The 15,937-nt window shown below is 60.2% G+C and carries 19 protein-coding genes; 3 read left to right on the top strand and 16 right to left on the bottom strand.

Translation table 11 applies throughout. From position 1 onward, the window contains the following. Window positions 1–56: 56 nt before the first annotated feature. The 3 genes from plsX to ABF757_RS02690 form a co-directional block, all read right to left on the bottom strand. Window positions 57–1,163, bottom strand: a complete 1,107-nt coding sequence (gene plsX, locus ABF757_RS02700) for a phosphate acyltransferase PlsX (protein WP_415480818.1) — start codon at window positions 1,161–1,163, stop codon at window positions 57–59. A gap of 80 nt (window positions 1,164–1,243) precedes the next feature. Further along, window positions 1,244–1,447 (bottom strand): 50S ribosomal protein L32, encoded by a 204-nt coding sequence (gene rpmF / locus ABF757_RS02695; protein ID WP_081773538.1) that lies wholly within the window; start codon window positions 1,445–1,447, stop codon window positions 1,244–1,246. 174 nt (window positions 1,448–1,621) lie between these two features. After that, window positions 1,622–2,176 carry a DUF177 domain-containing protein gene (locus ABF757_RS02690; RefSeq protein WP_025860862.1) on the bottom strand — a complete coding sequence of 185 codons (555 nt, stop codon included), beginning with the start codon at window positions 2,174–2,176 and terminating at the stop codon, window positions 1,622–1,624. A 272-nt stretch (window positions 2,177–2,448) separates the two neighbouring features. Between ABF757_RS02690 and ABF757_RS02685 the strand changes: the two genes are divergently transcribed. Next, window positions 2,449–3,006 carry an outer membrane protein assembly factor BamE gene (locus ABF757_RS02685; RefSeq protein ID WP_025860859.1) on the top strand — a complete coding sequence of 186 codons (558 nt, stop codon included), beginning with the start codon at window positions 2,449–2,451 and terminating at the stop codon, window positions 3,004–3,006. Between the two features lie 5 nt (window positions 3,007–3,011). On the opposite strand, the gene ABF757_RS02680 is transcribed toward ABF757_RS02685, so the two are convergent. The 5 genes from ABF757_RS02680 to def are packed head-to-tail and all read right to left on the bottom strand — an operon-like array spanning window position 3,012 to window position 6,871. Further along, the gene (locus ABF757_RS02680) at window positions 3,012–4,394 is read right to left on the bottom strand and encodes an ATP-binding protein (protein ID WP_415480817.1); all 1,383 of its coding nucleotides are present in this window, start codon (window positions 4,392–4,394) and stop codon (window positions 3,012–3,014) included. Between the two features lie 6 nt (window positions 4,395–4,400). Beyond that, entirely contained in the window at window positions 4,401–5,132 is a 732-nt protein-coding gene (locus ABF757_RS02675) for a response regulator (protein ID WP_051543138.1), read from the bottom strand. Next, window positions 5,122–5,649: a MarR family winged helix-turn-helix transcriptional regulator gene (locus ABF757_RS02670; RefSeq protein WP_415480816.1), complete on the bottom strand. Its 528-nt coding sequence runs from the start codon at window positions 5,647–5,649 to the stop codon at window positions 5,122–5,124. Before ABF757_RS02670 ends, ABF757_RS02675 begins: the two co-directional genes overlap by 11 nt. 14 nt (window positions 5,650–5,663) lie before the next feature. Further along, window positions 5,664–6,344, bottom strand: coding sequence for a rpsU-divergently transcribed protein (locus ABF757_RS02665; protein WP_415480815.1), 681 nt, complete (start codon window positions 6,342–6,344; stop codon window positions 5,664–5,666). Next, window positions 6,341–6,871 carry a peptide deformylase gene (gene def, locus ABF757_RS02660; protein ID WP_415480814.1) on the bottom strand — a complete coding sequence of 177 codons (531 nt, stop codon included), beginning with the start codon at window positions 6,869–6,871 and terminating at the stop codon, window positions 6,341–6,343. The genes ABF757_RS02665 and def overlap by 4 nt, the downstream gene beginning before the upstream one ends. A gap of 224 nt (window positions 6,872–7,095) precedes the next feature. Between def and rpsU the strand changes: the two genes are divergently transcribed. Both rpsU and ABF757_RS02650 read left to right on the top strand, forming a co-directional pair. Next, entirely contained in the window at window positions 7,096–7,299 is a 204-nt protein-coding gene (gene rpsU / locus ABF757_RS02655; protein ID WP_081773585.1) for a 30S ribosomal protein S21, read from the top strand. 525 nt (window positions 7,300–7,824) lie between these two features. Beyond that, window positions 7,825–8,760, top strand: coding sequence for an MBL fold metallo-hydrolase (locus tag ABF757_RS02650; RefSeq protein ID WP_415480813.1), 936 nt, complete (start codon window positions 7,825–7,827; stop codon window positions 8,758–8,760). Window positions 8,761–8,881: 121 nt separating this feature from the next. Here the strand turns inward: ABF757_RS02650 and leuB are convergent, their stop codons facing one another. From leuB to ffh, 8 genes are all read right to left on the bottom strand, one after another. After that, window positions 8,882–10,003, bottom strand: coding sequence for a 3-isopropylmalate dehydrogenase (gene leuB / locus ABF757_RS02645; protein ID WP_415480812.1), 1,122 nt, complete (start codon window positions 10,001–10,003; stop codon window positions 8,882–8,884). Window positions 10,004–10,027: 24 nt separating this feature from the next. Then, a complete protein-coding gene (leuD, locus tag ABF757_RS02640) occupies window positions 10,028–10,651 on the bottom strand; it encodes a 3-isopropylmalate dehydratase small subunit (protein ID WP_415480811.1) in 624 nt (207 codons plus the stop codon). After that, a complete protein-coding gene (gene leuC, locus ABF757_RS02635) occupies window positions 10,651–12,054 on the bottom strand; it encodes a 3-isopropylmalate dehydratase large subunit (RefSeq protein ID WP_415480810.1) in 1,404 nt (467 codons plus the stop codon). Before leuC ends, leuD begins: the two co-directional genes overlap by 1 nt. Before the next feature lie 253 nt (window positions 12,055–12,307). Then, on the bottom strand, window positions 12,308–12,691 hold the full coding sequence (rplS, locus tag ABF757_RS02630) for a 50S ribosomal protein L19 (protein WP_025861518.1): 384 nt from the start codon (window positions 12,689–12,691) through the stop codon (window positions 12,308–12,310). A gap of 22 nt (window positions 12,692–12,713) precedes the next feature. Next, window positions 12,714–13,457, bottom strand: coding sequence for a tRNA (guanosine(37)-N1)-methyltransferase TrmD (trmD, locus tag ABF757_RS02625; protein WP_415480809.1), 744 nt, complete (start codon window positions 13,455–13,457; stop codon window positions 12,714–12,716). Continuing rightward, window positions 13,454–13,996: a ribosome maturation factor RimM gene (gene rimM / locus ABF757_RS02620; RefSeq protein ID WP_025861516.1), complete on the bottom strand. Its 543-nt coding sequence runs from the start codon at window positions 13,994–13,996 to the stop codon at window positions 13,454–13,456. Before rimM ends, trmD begins: the two co-directional genes overlap by 4 nt. 17 nt (window positions 13,997–14,013) lie before the next feature. Beyond that, the gene (gene rpsP / locus ABF757_RS02615; protein ID WP_415480808.1) at window positions 14,014–14,364 is read right to left on the bottom strand and encodes a 30S ribosomal protein S16; all 351 of its coding nucleotides are present in this window, start codon (window positions 14,362–14,364) and stop codon (window positions 14,014–14,016) included. 62 nt (window positions 14,365–14,426) lie between these two features. Further along, window positions 14,427–15,827, bottom strand: a complete 1,401-nt coding sequence (gene ffh / locus ABF757_RS02610; RefSeq protein ID WP_415480837.1) for a signal recognition particle protein — start codon at window positions 15,825–15,827, stop codon at window positions 14,427–14,429. Window positions 15,828–15,937 lie beyond the last annotated feature (110 nt).

Raw genomic sequence — 15,937 nt, 5'->3', positions numbered from 1 at the left:
CAACGGACATACATCGCTGCTCACCACGACAGGCCAGTTCATGTCTATGCGTCTGTTCAGGAAACCGGAACCGCAACCTCGCGTTCTTCGGTTACCTTCTGCCCGGAAAGCAATGCCCCCATATGACTGAGGCGCTCACGGATACTGTCATTGAAACCGTGCGTGACCATATCCATGGCCACATCAACCGCAGCGGCAAACCCTTCAGCGTCCGTGCCGCCATGGGATTTCACCACCACACCATTCAGCCCGACAAACACCGCGCCATTATAGCGCCGTGGGTCAAGCCATTCCTTCATGCGCTCCAGACCGGGCCGGACAAGCATATAGCCAATTTTCGCCAGCACGCTGCTCTGGAACACCCGGCGCAACAGGGTGGTGGCCATTTTCAGCACACCTTCACCCGTCTTGAGCGCCACATTGCCGGTAAAACCATCGGTCACAACCACATCGGTCGTGCCTGCGGTAATATCATGGCCTTCTACAAAACCGTGGAACTGGGCAGCCAGCGGGCTTTCGCGCAGCGTTTCCGCCGCAACCCGCAGCTTTTCATCGCCCTTGAGTTCTTCCGAACCGATATTGAGCAGGCCGATTGTGGGAGCCGGGAGGCCCAGCACAGACTTGGCGAACGCTTCGCCCATGACGGCAAACTCGACCAGATTGCGCCAGTCGCATACGACATTGGCGCCCAGATCGAGCATGACCACATCACCCTTCACGGTCGGGCTGATAGCCGCCATGGCAGGGCGGGAAATACCCGGCAGGGTTTTAACCACAATCTTGGCCAGAGCCAGCATGGCCCCGCTGTTGCCAGCGGAAACCACACCCTGCGCACGCCCGCTGGCCACAGCATCCATAGCCAGACGCATGGAAGACTGCCGCTGCCGCAGGGCCTGCGTGGGTTTCATGTCCATGGGGATGGACACATCGGTATGCCACACGGTGCACACCGCGGCTGCACGCGGATAACGGGCCAGCAGCGGTTGCAGCCGGGCCTCGTCTCCGATCAGCAGCACGCGCAGATCACGGTGACGCTCCGCAGCAATGGCAAGCCCGGCAACAACGACCTCGGGAGCCCCATCGCCTCCCATTCCATCCACAGCGAGGCTGAACGCCCCGGAGGGATCGGAAGGAAAACTGCCTGGAATCTCGGTCTTGTTCATACGTGCTTCTCTGCCATGCCGCAGATGCCTTACTCCCGTATCCGCACGCCTGAGCGTACGCTCAATACCCGCCTGAAAAATCAGGCGCGCACGGCAACCTTAAGTGCCTTGCCAGCGGCAACCACTTCACGACCATCGTAATGACCGCAATGGCTGCATACGTGGTGCGGGCGCTTCAGCTCACCGCAGTTGGAGCATTCAGCGAATGCCTCGGCGCTGAGCGCTTGGTGGCTGCGACGCATACCACGACGAGAAGGCGAAGTTTTTCTTTTGGGTACAGCCATGAGCCTGAGCCCCTTCCTGCAAAGACAAGTTAATAAATGCCCGGCTCGCGTTCCTGCGCCCTACCAGACAACACCATTCGGTTCATCACCAGACTGAGCCGGGGCCTCTAGCAGACGGAGGGGTTTTTCGCAAGTAATGCAAAAAGAAAACCCCCGTCTTTCTTTACGCCCCCTTCAGGCTTTTCCCCCGCTCCAGCGCGACAACGCCGCGAAAGGATGGGGTTTATGCTCACCATCATCGCGCGGTGCAGGTTCTTCCGCGCTGTCTTCATCCAAGACGAGACCGGGCGGCAGATCGATATCCGGCGCATGGGGGTAAGGCTCCAGATCAAGCGCAAACTGCTCGACCACAGCCTCTCCCAGATCAATTTCCTGACCGTCATAGGGAATTTCATCCACCGCATCCATGTCGGGCAGATCAGACTCCACAAAATGTTCGGCCGGGACGAAACGAACCACAAAAGAGCCCGCAATCATATCCTCAAAAGCTTCAAGGCTGACAACACAGGTCTGCGTGAAACGCGCCGCCACAGCCCCCTGCGCTTCAACCACGCCGCGCCCCTGTTCACGCAAATGGTAACGGCAGCGCAGCATGTCAATCCGGGGCAGTTTGAGGCGGGCCGCCACAGCGCGGCATTCTGCCTCTGTCGCCTCCACCGTGATTTCCGTGCCGTTCACACCGATTCGGCGCACGGCCAGAGGGCGAGAAAATTCAGGCCTGTCTTTCATGGAAACCTCCAGCAGATGGCACAATGGCTCTGTTCAGTCGCGTGCCTGCGGGCCACGCCCGCGCCATGGCACACGGCCTACCCTATCATATCGTCCTGCAACAGGGGAGTAATGCCTTGCCAGAAGGCGGAAATACACTTCTGATTCCCATTCAGGAATTGACGCACCGCAGCGGTTGAGGCATCCGAAACAGGAGATGAAGCCCGGCCTGATCAAGCCAGCCCATGGCCTGAAACAGCGGGAGACAGAAACGCAGGGAACGCCTGAACGTCATGACACTGACACGCCGCAACCGGATGACGCGCCTGCACGGTGCCTGCACTGCCCTTGTGGCGGTGCTGGCCCTTTCCGGCTGTGCGGTGTTTTCACCCACGCCCATTCCCCGTGGCTCCTTGGTTGAGGCGGATGACTACAACCAGCTCATCCCCGGTTCCAGCACGCGTGCGGACGCGCTGGATCTAATGGGCACCCCCACGACCAAAGGCGCTTTTGACGACAATACCTGGATTTATATTTCCATGACCACGCATCTGGTTCCCATGGATTATCCAGGCGTTCTTAAGCAGGATGTGGTGGTGCTGAAATTCACACAGGCCGGCACCCTGCAAAGTGTCCGCGCTCTTGACCGCAAGGATGCCATTCACGTGGCCATGGTCTCCAAGATCACGCCCACCCCCGGCACCAAGATCAACGTATTCCAGCAAATTCTGGGCAATGTCGGCCGCTACAACCCCATGCAGAACATGATGGGCTCCGGCTCGGCTGGTGGTATGATGGGCGGCTACAACAACCAGGGCCCCGGCCACTTCGGTTCCGGCAACTCGCTCTGAACCTTCTAGCGCGGCAGGGTAACCCTGACGCGCAGCCCGCCCTGCGGCGAATCTTCCAGCGTCAATTCTCCGCCATGTGCACGCACAATATCGCGTGAGATGGTCAGTCCGAGCCCCGTGCCGTTAACCTGACTGCTTTCAAACGCGGTCAGCACGCGCTCGCGCCGGTCCGGTTCGATCCCCGGCCCATTATCGTCCACCAGAAACACCACCCTTTCCGGCGTAGCCCTGACAGTCAGGCTCACGCAGGCACCATGGCGGCTGGCATTGTCGATCAGGTTGGTCAGGGTGCGGCGCATGGCGTCAGGCCGCATGGACGCCACAAGCCCCTGCGGCACTTCCAGCCTGACCTCGCGCCCGCCCGCACGGGCCGCGGCCGCCACAATTTCTTTCAGGAACGGCCGCAGCGGCACATCCTCAACCTTTTCCATCCCTTCGCCACGCACGAAAGCGAGGTAGGTGCCGATCAGATTTTCCATCTCCACCACATCGCCCACCATGTCATCGATATCCTGCCGGATATCCTCGGCACGCACGATGCCAGACTGCGGCAACATGGCCAGCGAAAGCCGCAGGCGGGTCAAAGGGGTGCGCAGGTCATGAGAAACCCCGGCCAAAACCCGCGTCCTTTGCGCTACAAAGCGGTGTATGCGCGCCTGCATGCGATTGAACGCCACGGCAACCCTACGCACCTCCTGCGCGCCTGTAGGGCGTATCATGCCGACATCACGCCCCAGCCCGAACTGCTCGGCTGCATGGCCCAGCATGCGGATGGCCCGCACCTGCCGGTTCATGAACAGACTGGCAAGCATGAACAAAAGCAGCGTGCTGCCCACCGTCCAAGCCACAAACAGCCAGATCTGCCCCATATCCAGCCGCTTGCGCGGCGCATCCACCAGCAGCACGCCATCAGGCAGTTGTATGAAGATACGAACCTTGCGCGGGTCACGATTCCAGGAAATGAAAAATGGATAGCTTATGGATGAGCCCAGATCGCGCACCAGATCATCATCCATCGGCCCCAGAACATGCGTGGAGCCAAAACGGTCCAGCTTCATGCCCGGCTGCCACTGCTCACGCAGTTGTAGGTGCGACCACGCCTGCGCAACAAACCACGCCTTGTCCTCGGGGGTTTTGAGCCGCTCAAGCGCATTGAGTGACAGCACCACTTCCGATGCCACGCTGTCTGTCAGGCGGCGGGATACGACCTTGAGAAAATTACCGTAAAACAGTTCAAGTGCGATTCCCTGCGTGGCAAGCAGCGGAAACAGCACGATCAGCAGCGAACGCCCGAGAAACGAGCGGGGCAGAAAACGCCGTATGATTCTTTCCACCCTGCGCCCTCCCTGTTCCACCAGCGCCCGCCACAGGCGTGCTCCCCAGCTCATCTGCGCTTACAGCCCCGGCTTCAGGACATAACCGCGCCCTCTGACCGTCTGAAGAAAACGAGGCTCCTTGGGGTCTGTTTCAATACACCGGCGCAGGCGGGTGACCTGCACATCCACCGCGCGTTCGCCTATTTCGAGCATATCCAGCGCGGTAGCGATTTCCTCACGCGTGAATACCTCCCCCGGCCTGCGTGAGAGCACAGCCAGCAAAGCAGCCTCCCCCCCGGTCAGGTGAATATTGCCATCCGGCCCCTGCAACAGCAGGCGCTCAAGATCAAACTCCTTGTCGCCCAGACGGACAATCCGTGGCGTGCCCGGTGTTTGGGCAGGCTGGTGCCGCCGCAAATGCGCCTTGAGCCGCAGCAGCAGTTCACGCGGTTCGAACGGCTTGCCCAGATAATCATCCGCCCCGGCTTCCAGCCCGGTAATCCGGTCTTCCGGCTCGCCACGGGCAGTCAGTAGGATAATAGGCATGTCCAGTCCTTCGGCCCGCAGGCTGCGGGTAAAGTCCAGCCCATCCTGTCCGGGCATATTCACATCCAGCACGATCGCATCAGGCTGGATTCCATTGAGGGTCTGCCGCGCTTCCGCCGCGTGGGCCGCAACACTGATACGAAAGCCATTTTCGAACAGATAGCGATGCAAAAGGCGTCGCAGCCTCGGGTCATCATCCACCACCAGAACATGCGATACGGCTTCTTCTTCCACCGGCTGTACTCCTGTCGCCTTACCCGCCATGCTGGCGCCCGACGTCTATCTTGCCTTCATCTGCCAGAACGCTCCGACTGTGCTCGGACAGCATGCCCCGCATGACCCGCCCGAACCCTTCAACCGCAGCGCCCCCTGCCTCCCGGTAAGCGGCCATCAGCTTCTGCCGCACCACGGCAAACAGCCGCGCTTCTGCATCCTGCCCAGCTTGTGTGAGAAATAGCAGCCGCAGCCGCCTGTCTTCCCTGCCCCGTCGGATTTCCAGATACTGGCGCTCTTCCAGTTCATGCAGGGTTCGGCCGAGGCTCTGCTTTGTAACACCCAGGATATCCTGCACCCGGCTTACGGGCATGCCGGGACTGAACGCCAGCACCTGCATGACACGATATTGTGCCCTGCCCAGCCCGTCTTCTTCCAGCATGGGGGCCACAGCCTCCGCCATGTCCCGTTGCGCCAGAAACATGAGAGCCTGCGCAAAACGCAGCCGCTCCTCGCGCAGGAAGAGCAGGTCCGCACCGGCTGCGGCACGCGAAGGCAGAGCCGCCATGTGCGCTGGGCCGCCTAGCCGGCTGCCTGCGGCCGGATAAGCCCCATCAAGCCCATCACCCGCCCCACGACCAACCCACGGGCCTGCCCCAGACGCCGCACACAGGCCAGCCGCCTGTCCACGAACGCGGCAAGCGCGGCCTCATCCGGCACGCCCGCCAGCCAGTAAAGGAAAGTAGCCCCGTAAACCTGCGCCAGCGTCAACCGCTTGGTCAGATAAGTAGCCCCGGAGGATTCGTCCCGCGCGGCCATCCAGATCGCGTTGACCGTACGCATCCACCCTCGCCGGAACGCCGCCTGCCCGCCCCCGACAAGCTGCGCCGAAACGCCACGGGAGGCAGCGCGCCGCATTGCCTCATCCAAAGGCAGGCGATAGAGCAGCGCCTCACGCACACGCAGGCTCAGCCGCGGTTCGGGCGTATCCTGCATATGGGCCAGCATGTCGCGGTCACACAGGTCTGACCAGGCTTCCACAAGCTCCGCCTCACCACCGGGGAACAGCAACTCCGCCTGCGCGCCTGCCACATCCCGCAGAACAGACAAGCCCCAGCCACGTTCACCCGCCACGGCGGCCAGAGCACGCAAGGCCGCATCTCGCGCCGGATCGCGCGGCATGGCCTGCGGCATAACCCCGGTGGCAAGCGCCGTAGCCGCCAGTGAGACAGCCTGCTTCAGATTTGCTGGCCGCATGCTCATGCTTTTCCCCCATACCGCACCATTTCGGCATCAAAGCCCATCCGGCTCAGATCCGTCATCCGCATGGGATAGAGGATTCCATCGAGATGATCCATTTCATGCTGCATGACATGCGCTCGAAACCCTGTTGCCACGCCTTCAACCGCCTGCCCGTTTTCATCCAGCCCACGATAACGCACCGCTTTATAACGCGGCACCTCGCCCCGCAGCCCCGGCAGCGACAGACAGCCTTCCATGCGAAGCTGCGTTTCATCGCCAAACGGTTCCAGTTCTGGGTTGATGATCACCTGCACCGGCAAGGCCGGGTCATCCGGCCCTTCACTACGGGTCTGGGGAACGGAATACAGAAAAAGCCTGTACGAAACATAAACCTGCGGAGCCGCCAGCCCTACGCCGCCACTCTGCTCCAGCGTTTCGCGCATATCCGATATCAGCCGGCGGATTTCGGGAGCGTGCACATCGTCAATGCCCTGTGCCTTGGCCAGCAAAACAGGGTGGCCCATACGGGCTATCGCAAGAACTGCCATCGCTTTTATTGTTCCTTCATGCGTCACGCGGCATTTTTTTTGCTTGAAACACGTTTCCGTGCGCATCGAAAGCGCAAGAACAAATTGTATCTTCGATTCAAACAGTGTTATAGAGACCGCCAACAGGGGAATCGGTTCGCCCTCGCGGCGAGGCGGTGCCTATTCCAATTTGGCTTCCAAAAAGCCGGGCGACCGGATTTTTCTGAACAGGGGTTAGTGACCAAGTGCACGTTCTAGTCCGTGACAACAATGTCGATCAGGCTCTCAAAGCGCTCAAGAAAAAAATGCAGCGCGAAGGCATTTTCCGTGAAATGAAACTCCGTCGGCATTACGAAAAGCCGTCTGAGCGCAAAGCGCGTGAAGGTGCGGAAGCCGTGCGTCGCGCCCGCAAGATGGAACGCAAGCGCCTGGAACGCGAAGGCTTCTAAGCCTTCCTCCCCTTCAGGACGAAAGAGGTCGATCCCGCACGGATCGGCCTTTTTTTTGGCCATTTTGTCAGCCAGAATACTAACCTCGCCAGAACCTCAAGTGTTTCCGGTGTGCAAGGCGGTGAAACCACTCATCCGCACTGAAGAGTCGTGTCACCCCTTTATCGGTGATAAGGCTAATAAGCTCCTTCAATCCGAAGGGCGCCATATACTCCCTGTCCATTCGAAAAATGTGGCAACCGCACCTCTCTGCCATGCGGGTAAAATCTGGCAAAACAGGCTTGCCCACTCACCACAGCGCCTGAACCCAATCCAACATGTTGAGGTCACGCCATGAAATCCTTGGGTCAACGTGCTCACGGCTTGCGTCTGGAACGCATGCAGGCATCGCCCCAGTGGCAAGACGGCGGTTTCCGCAATGTCTTTCCCATCGCGCCGGGCCTGCGCGATTCTTCGGTGCCGTTTCCTGGTCTCACTGATTTTCTGTTCGGGGGTGAACGGCGCGTTCCCTCAAAGCCACTCCCAATGCTTGATCCTCGGGAGAACTGGCGGCACCCACCGCATAGTGGCCTGCGTGCGACATGGCTTGGCCACTCGACAGTGCTGATAGAAATCGGCGGTTTGCGCCTTCTGACCGACCCGGTCTGGGGAACGCGGGCTTCGCCCTTGTCATGGGCTGGCCCTAAACGCTTCCAGCCCGTGCCGCTCTCTATCCAGAACCTTCCGCCAATTGATGCGGTTCTGATCTCTCATGACCACTACGATCACCTCGACTATCCGACAATCCGTGCGCTCAACCGGCTGAACCTGCCGTTTATTACCTCCTTGGGCGTGGGAGCCCATCTACAGGCATGGGGCGTGCCGAGCGAGCGCATTATCGAGCTTGACTGGTGGCAGGACTATCATCTTCCCGGCAGCGAGGTCTGCGTTACCGCAGCGCCCTCACAGCATTTTTCCGGTCGCAATTTCAAAGACCGCAATGCCACGCTCTGGTCTTCTCTGGTCATTCGCAGCCCGCGCCATAGCGTGTTTTTCAGTGGCGATACCGGCCTGACAAGCGAGTACCAGACTATTCGTGACCGGCTGGGTCCGTTCGATCTGATAATGCTGGAAATCGGCGCCTTTCACCCTGCCTGGGGCGACATGCACCTTGGCCCTGAAAACGCAATGAAGGCTCATAGCCTGTTAGGGGGCGGAGCGCTGCTACCCATACACTGGGCTACTTTCCGCCTGTCCACACATACATGGGATCAACCGGCAGAGGTATTGTACACTCTAGCCGAACGGAACGACGTGCCGTTGCTCATGCCCATTCTTGGACAAGCAATCGAACCGACACATCAAGAAAAACCCGACACATGGTGGCGGCGTGTCGAGACCCAAGGTGCACCCCTTACGGGGTTACGACAGGACACGCCTCCCAAGAACCTGCTGCATACCCAGCAATGGCCGCTTGATTGACCTTGTACCTGCATCAGATTTGATGAGCGGGATACAATCAAAAAGGGGCGCCCGGTACGAGCGCCCCTTTTCAATATGAAGCCCCGCCTTCCCCCATAGGTGGAAAGACAGGGCCTGCTTCTTATTTCTGCAGCTTGTCCAGCTCGCGCACAATGGCCTCGCCCATAACAGCCGTGCCAACGCGCGCCATGCCTTCGGACATGATATCCGCCGTGCGCAGGCCACTGGCCAGCACATTGGCCACTGCCTGCTCGATCATGTCCGCTTCCGCCAGCATATCGAGCGAATAGCGCAGCAGCATGGCCAGCGACAGGATCTGCGCGATGGGGTTGGCAACACCCTGCCCGGCAATATCAGGCGCGCTACCATGAATGGGTTCATACAGGGCCGGACGCTTGCCGTTTTCCTGCACGGACCCCAGCGTAGCGGAAGGCAGCATGCCAAGGCTGCCTGTCAGCATGGATGCCAGATCGGACAGCAGATCGCCAAACAGGTTGCCCGTTACCAGAACATCAAACTGGCGGGGGTTACGGACAAGCTGCATGGCGCAGTTATCCGCCAGCATGTGGCTCAGTTCCACATCCTTAAAAGCGCGGGCATGCACATCCGTTACGACTTCCTTCCACAGAAGGCCGCTTTCCATGACGTTGCATTTTTCAACCGAGCAAACCCGGTTCGAACGCTTGCGGGCCAGATCAAAAGCCACACGCGCAACGCGTTCGATTTCGCCCGTGGTATACACCTCGGTATTGATACCCCGGCGGCTACCATCCGCCAGAGTTTCAATCCCGCGGGGCTCGCCAAAATAGATGCCGCCCACGGTCTCGCGCACGATCATGATATCAAGACCGCGCACCACATCTGGGCGGAGGGTGCTGGCATCCACCAGCGCATCGAACACCTTGGCCGGGCGGAGGTTAGCAAACAGGCCTAGTTCCTGCCGCAGCTTGAGAATGGCAACTTCAGGCCGCTTATCAAAACCGACATGCGTCCATTTCGGGTCGCCCACGGAGCCAAACAGCACCGCATCCGATGCCCAGGCTTTTTCGATCACTTCATCACGGATCGGCACGCCATATTCGGCCAGAGATGCACCGCCAACCAGATCATAGGTCAGGTCGAACGTGACGTTGCGGTTCTTTTCCAGCCAGGCAAGAACCCGGCTCGCTTCCTGCATGATCTCCGGGCCAACACCATCGCCCGGCAGGACAAGAAGTTTAACGGGGGGCTTCTGCTCGCTCATGACGCGCTCCGAAAAAAGAAAAAATCAGTCGATATGAATGGAGGGCATCCAGGATTTTTCCTGGTTCTCGCGGTTTTCATACCGGGTGATACCCTGCTCGTGCTGGAGGGTCTGGCCGATATCATCCAGCCCTTCAAGCAGCAGATGCTTGCGGAAAGGGTCCATTTCAAACGCCACTTCCTCACCATCCGGCCGGATCACGACCTGTCGGGCCAGATCGACCGTCAGACGGGCGTTTTCCCCCATGGATGCATCATCCATCAGGCGTTCGCACACGTCACGCGGCAGGCTGATGGGCAGAATGCCGTTCTTGAAACAGTTGTTGAAGAAGATGTCAGCAAAGGACGGCGCGATCACGCAGCGTATGCCAAAATCCAGCAGGGCCCACGGCGCGTGCTCACGCGAAGAACCACAACCGAGATTGTCGAAGGTAATCAGAATTTCCGCTTTGCGCCACGGATCGCGGTTCAGAACGAAATCAGGATTTTCCGACCCGTCCTCACGGTAGCGCATGGCATCAAAAGCGTGCCGCCCAAGCCCCGTGCGCTGCGTGGTTTTGAGAAACCGCGCGGGAATGATCTTGTCCGTATCGATATTCGCTTCCGGCAGGGCAGCGGCAATGGCGGAGAGTGTGGTAAATTTTTCCATCAGACCAGTTCCCTCACATCCGTCAGGCATCCCGTAACGGCCGCGGCCGCAGCCATTGCGGGCGAAAGCAGGTGCGTGCGCCCACCCGGCCCCTGTCGGCCTTCGAAATTACGATTGGATGTGGACGCACAACGCTGCCCCGGTGTCAGACGGTCGGGGTTCATGCCCAGACACATCGAGCAACCCGCCTCGCGCCATTCAAAACCAGCATCAAGAAAGACCTTGTCCAGCCCTTCTTCCTCCGCCTGACGCTTCACATTGCCCGAACCGGGCACAATCATGGCGCGCACACCTTGCGCTACCTTGCGCCCCTCGGCCACTTGTGCAGCGGCGCGCAGGTCTTCAATCCGGCTATTGGTGCATGATCCGATAAACACGACATCGACCGGCGTGCCTGAGATAGCCTGACCCGCCTGCAACCCCATATAGTCCAACATGCGCTGCATCTGCGTGCGGCGGGCTTCGTCGGGTTCCTGTGCCGGGTCGGGCACGGTGCCGCTGATTGGCAGCACCGTTTCGGGGCTGGTGCCCCATGTCAGGGTCGGGCTGATATCCTCGGCCCGCAGGGTCACTTCCTTGTCGAAATGCGCACCCTCATCGGTCGACAGCGTTTTCCAGTATGCAACGGCGCGATCGAAATCCTCACCCTTGGGGGCGAAAGGACGGCCACGCACATATTCGAATGTCGTCTCGTCCGGTGCAACCAGCCCAGCCCGTGCGCCCGCTTCGATCGACATGTTGCACAGCGTCATGCGGCCAGCCATGTCCAGCCCGCGTATGGCCGAACCCGCGAACTCAATCACATGGCCCGTGCCGCCTGCCGTGCCGATATGCCCGATGATTGCCAGCATGATGTCCTTGGCGGAAACACCATGGCCGGGCACACCCTCCACGATCACGCGCATGTTCTTGGCCGGTCTTTGCAGAATGGTCTGCGTGGCCATGACATGCTCGACTTCAGACGTGCCGATGCCAAATGCCAGAGAGCCCATGGCGCCATGGGTGGAGGTATGGGAGTCACCACACACGATGGTCATGCCCGGCAAGGAAATGCCCTGCTCCGGCCCAACCACATGAACGATCCCCTGATTGGCCGACAGCAGCGGGAAATACGGTACCCCGAATTCCTTCACGTTGCGTTCGAGCGTTTCAATCTGGTTCCGGCTTTCCGGCTCTTCAATCGGCTGGGTGCGGTCCGAGGTGGGAACGTTATGGTCCACCACGGCAATCGTCCGCTCGGGATGACGCAACCGCCGACCGGCCAGACGCAGCCCCTCGAACGCCTGAGGGCTGGTGACCTCATGCACAAGATGGCGGTCTATATAAAGGATGGAGGTGCCATCGGGCAGAGTTTCCACGACATGATCATCCCAGATCTTGTCGAACAACGTGCGCGGCGCCATGGCCACCTCCTTCTTATCCAGCCCTGTCCATGCCGTGGGTCAGAACGGCGGGGCGGTGTGCTTGATACATAATCGGCAAGAGCAAAACAGCCCCCGCACCAGACCCTGTTACACAGGCACCAATGATACCCGTATGCGCACGAAAACCCGGCCAGCTTTTTGCGCCAACCGGGCCAGCAGACTGCATGCAGCCTGTTCGCGCGCGAGCCATGGCGGCGTTATGGCCGCCATGGCTGTTCAGCCCGTTACCGGATCAACCGGCGACCGGAGCAACCACTTCACGCGGGCGCTCGGCAATACGGGCGGACTTGCCGCTACGGCCACGCAGGTAATACAGCTTCGCGCGACGCACCTTACCACGACGCACAACCTTGATTTCGGCCACGGTGGGGGCATAGAGCGGGAACACACGCTCCACACCTTCACCATTGGAAATCTTGCGCACGGTGAAGTTGCTGTTCAGGCCCTTGTTGGAACGGGCAATCACAACGCCTTCAAACGCCTGCAGACGCACGCGCTCGCCTTCCTTAACCTGCACGGACACGCGCACGGTATCGCCTGCTTCGAATTCCGGAACAGGGCGTTCCGCTGTCAGCCGCGCGATTTCCGCAGCTTCGTACTGCTGAATGATATTCATCTCGGTATCCTTCCTCAAACCCCTACTGGCCTGTCTGTGCGGCCCCGCCCACAGCTACAGCCCTGTTTGTTTCCTTGCGGGCCAGCCAGGCGGACCATAAATCCGGCCTTCTTTCCCGCGTTGTTTCTTCCGCCTGCCCACGCCGCCAGGCCGCAATGGCGGCATGGTTACCTGAAAGCAGGATTTCCGGCACACCACGCCCTTCCCATTCAGCGGGACGGGTATAGTGCGGATATTCCAGCAGCCCTTCGGAAAAACTTTCCTCCACGCCGCTTTCCTCGCTCCCCATCACGCCGGGCAGCAGGCGCACGCACGCATCCAGCAGAACCAGCGCTGCGGTTTCTCCACCGGAGAGAACATAATCCCCGATGGAAACCTCCTCAACGCCACGTGCCTGCAACACGCGCTCGTCCACCCCTTCAAACCGTCCGCACAGCAGCATAACCCCCGGACCCTGCGCATAACGGCGCACCGTCTGCTGGGTCAGAGGCCTGCCACGTGGTGTCAGATAAACCACGGGCACGTCTGCTACCACATCCGCTGCCCTAAGGGCGGCATCTGCCACATCCGGTCGAATGACCATGCCCGCGCCACCGCCAAACGGCGTATCGTCCACAGCCCGATGCCGCCCCAGCCCATGCTGGCGCAAATCCTCGGTCCGGCACGACCACACCCCTGCTTCCAGTGCCCGCCCCGCAAGGGAGAGCCCCAGAGGCCCCGGAAACATTTCCGGGAATAGCGTCAGCACCGTGGCATGCCATGTCATGCCGATACCCCAGCCTGCACCGGACGCCCCACACCCCGGCCTTCCTCCCCCGCGACATCAGTCGGGCGGATTACGCTCAGAGTGCGCTGCTTCAGGTCAACCTGTGGCACGCAGGCCTTTGTAAAGGGCACAAGCACGCCGCCTGCCAGCTCAAGACTGGCACCGGCACCGTAGTCATGCACCATTGCTACCCGCCCCAGAGAAAGACCGTTTTCGAATGCTTCCATACCGATCAGGTCAGCATGGTAGAATTCTTCTTCCTCCGGCTCGGGCAGAGCATCACGCGGCACATAAAGCCGCATGTTTACCATGGCCTGCGCCTGCGTACGGTCAGCCAGAGGCCGACCCTGCGCGTCTATCAGTTCCGCCACACCTTCTCCACCGCGCCAACGCACTGACCAGCGACGGCCCTGCGCATCAAGCAGTGCCTCATACTGTTCGAGCGAAGTGGGGTCCTGCGCATAGGAGCGCACGTGCACAAGGCCGCGCACTCCATGCGGTTTCCCCACAACACCGATCAGGATGAGATCAGGAGACATGGCGGTTCAGACAGGCTTCAGGCTGCGGCTTCGGCTGCTTTGGCGGCAGCGGCGGCACGTTCCTGAGCACGCTTCTTGGGAGCGGCCTTCTTGGGCTGCTCACGGAAAACGGGCTTTTCAGCCAGACCAGCGTTACCCAAGAAGCGGGCAACACGGTCCGTGGGCTGCGCGCCCTGAGAAAGCCAGTGCGTGATGCGCTCACCAACCAGACGCACGCGCTCGGCGTGGTCGGACGGCAGCATGGGGTTATAGGCCCCTACCTTTTCAATGAAACGGCCATCGCGCGGGCTGCGGCTGTCGGCCACAACAATGTGATAGTAGGGGCGCTTCTTTGCACCCGCACGGGCGAGACGAATTTTAAGACTCATTCGGACTTACTCCAGACCCAAAAACAAAAACCCGAAAACATAACCGACGGAAACAGCCCGCATCAGCGGAAGGGAGGCATGCCGGGTCCACCCGACGGGCCTCCGCCCATTCCCTTAGGCATGAGCGCAGACATTCCCTGGCGCATGAGACCTTTCACACCCAGTTTATTAAAGCGCTTCATCATGGAGGACATCATATCGAACTGCTTGAGCAGCTTGTTGACATCCTGAACCGTTGTCCCTGACCCGGCGGCAATACGCTTCTTGCGTGATGCCTTAATGATGGAGGGCGCACGACGCTCCCCCTTGGTCATGGACGAAATAATAGCAAGGTGCCGCTTGAGGATGGACTGATCCAGATCTTTGTCGCCAATGGCGTCCTTGATCTTGCCCATACCCGGCAGCATGCCGAGAATACCCGAAATGGACCCCAGCTTGTTGATCTGGCGGATCTGGGAGGCATAGTCGTCCAGATCGAACTTGCCAGCCATCATCCGCTTGGCGAGGCGTTCCCCTTCCTCATGATCGAGGGTATCGGCGGCTTTTTCCACCAGCCCGGCAATATCGCCAAGACCGAGGATACGGCCAGCGACACGTTCAGGGTGGAATTCCTCCAGCGCATCGAGCTTTTCGCCCGAACCGGTCAGCTTGATTGGCGCGCCGGTAATGGCCTTCATGGACAGAGCGGCACCGCCACGGGCATCGCCATCCATACGGGTCATGACAACGCCGCTGACACCCACCGCCTCGTTAAAGGACTTGGCGGTGTTGACCGCGTCCTGCCCGGTCATGGCATCCACCACCAGCAGGGTTTCCGCTGGCGTTACCACATCACGGATCTGGCGGACTTCGTCCATCAGGGCTTCGTCAATGGACAGGCGGCCCGCCGTATCCAGAATGACGACATCATACCCTTCGCGCCGGCCTGTTTCCATGGCGCGGCGGGCGATTTCAACCGGTGTCTGCCCCGCTACAATCGGCAGAGAAACCACACCGGCCTGCGTGGCAAGCTGGGCAAGCTGCAACTGTGCCGCCGGGCGCTGGGTATCCAGCGAGGCCAGCAGCACTTTCTTGCGGTCCCGCTCATGCAGGCGCAGGGCCAGCTTGCCGGACGTGGTGGTTTTACCAGAACCCTGCAAACCCACCATCAGCACCGGCACCGGCGGCACAGCACTAAGGTTGAGCGGCACGGCTCCCGCGCCACCAAGGGCATCGATCAGGGCATCGTTAACGATTTTCGCAACAGCCTGACCGGGCGAAATGCTGTCCAGCACCTCATGCCCGATGGCGCGCTCACGCACCTTGTTGACGAAGTCCTTTACGACAGGCAGCGCAACGTCTGCATCCAGCATGGCCAGACGGACTTCGCGCATTGCCTCCATCACGTCGGCTTCGGACAGCGCGCCACGTTTTGCGAGCCCGTCAAAAACCCCGGAAAGCCTGCCTGAAAGCGCTTCGAACACCAGTACTATACCCCATAACAAAACGCGCCACTGCGCGAACACTCGCGAGGTGGCGGTTCTTTGTGTGAGACGGGGTTAGGCCATCACCTCCCCCCTGTCAAGATATTTAC

The organism is Acetobacter papayae, assembly GCF_047721125.1.
GTDB classification, from domain to species: Bacteria; Pseudomonadota; Alphaproteobacteria; order Acetobacterales; family Acetobacteraceae; genus Acetobacter; species Acetobacter papayae.
Note: the sequence above shows the minus strand (reverse complement) of the source record. Positions and strands in the feature narration are given on the sequence as shown.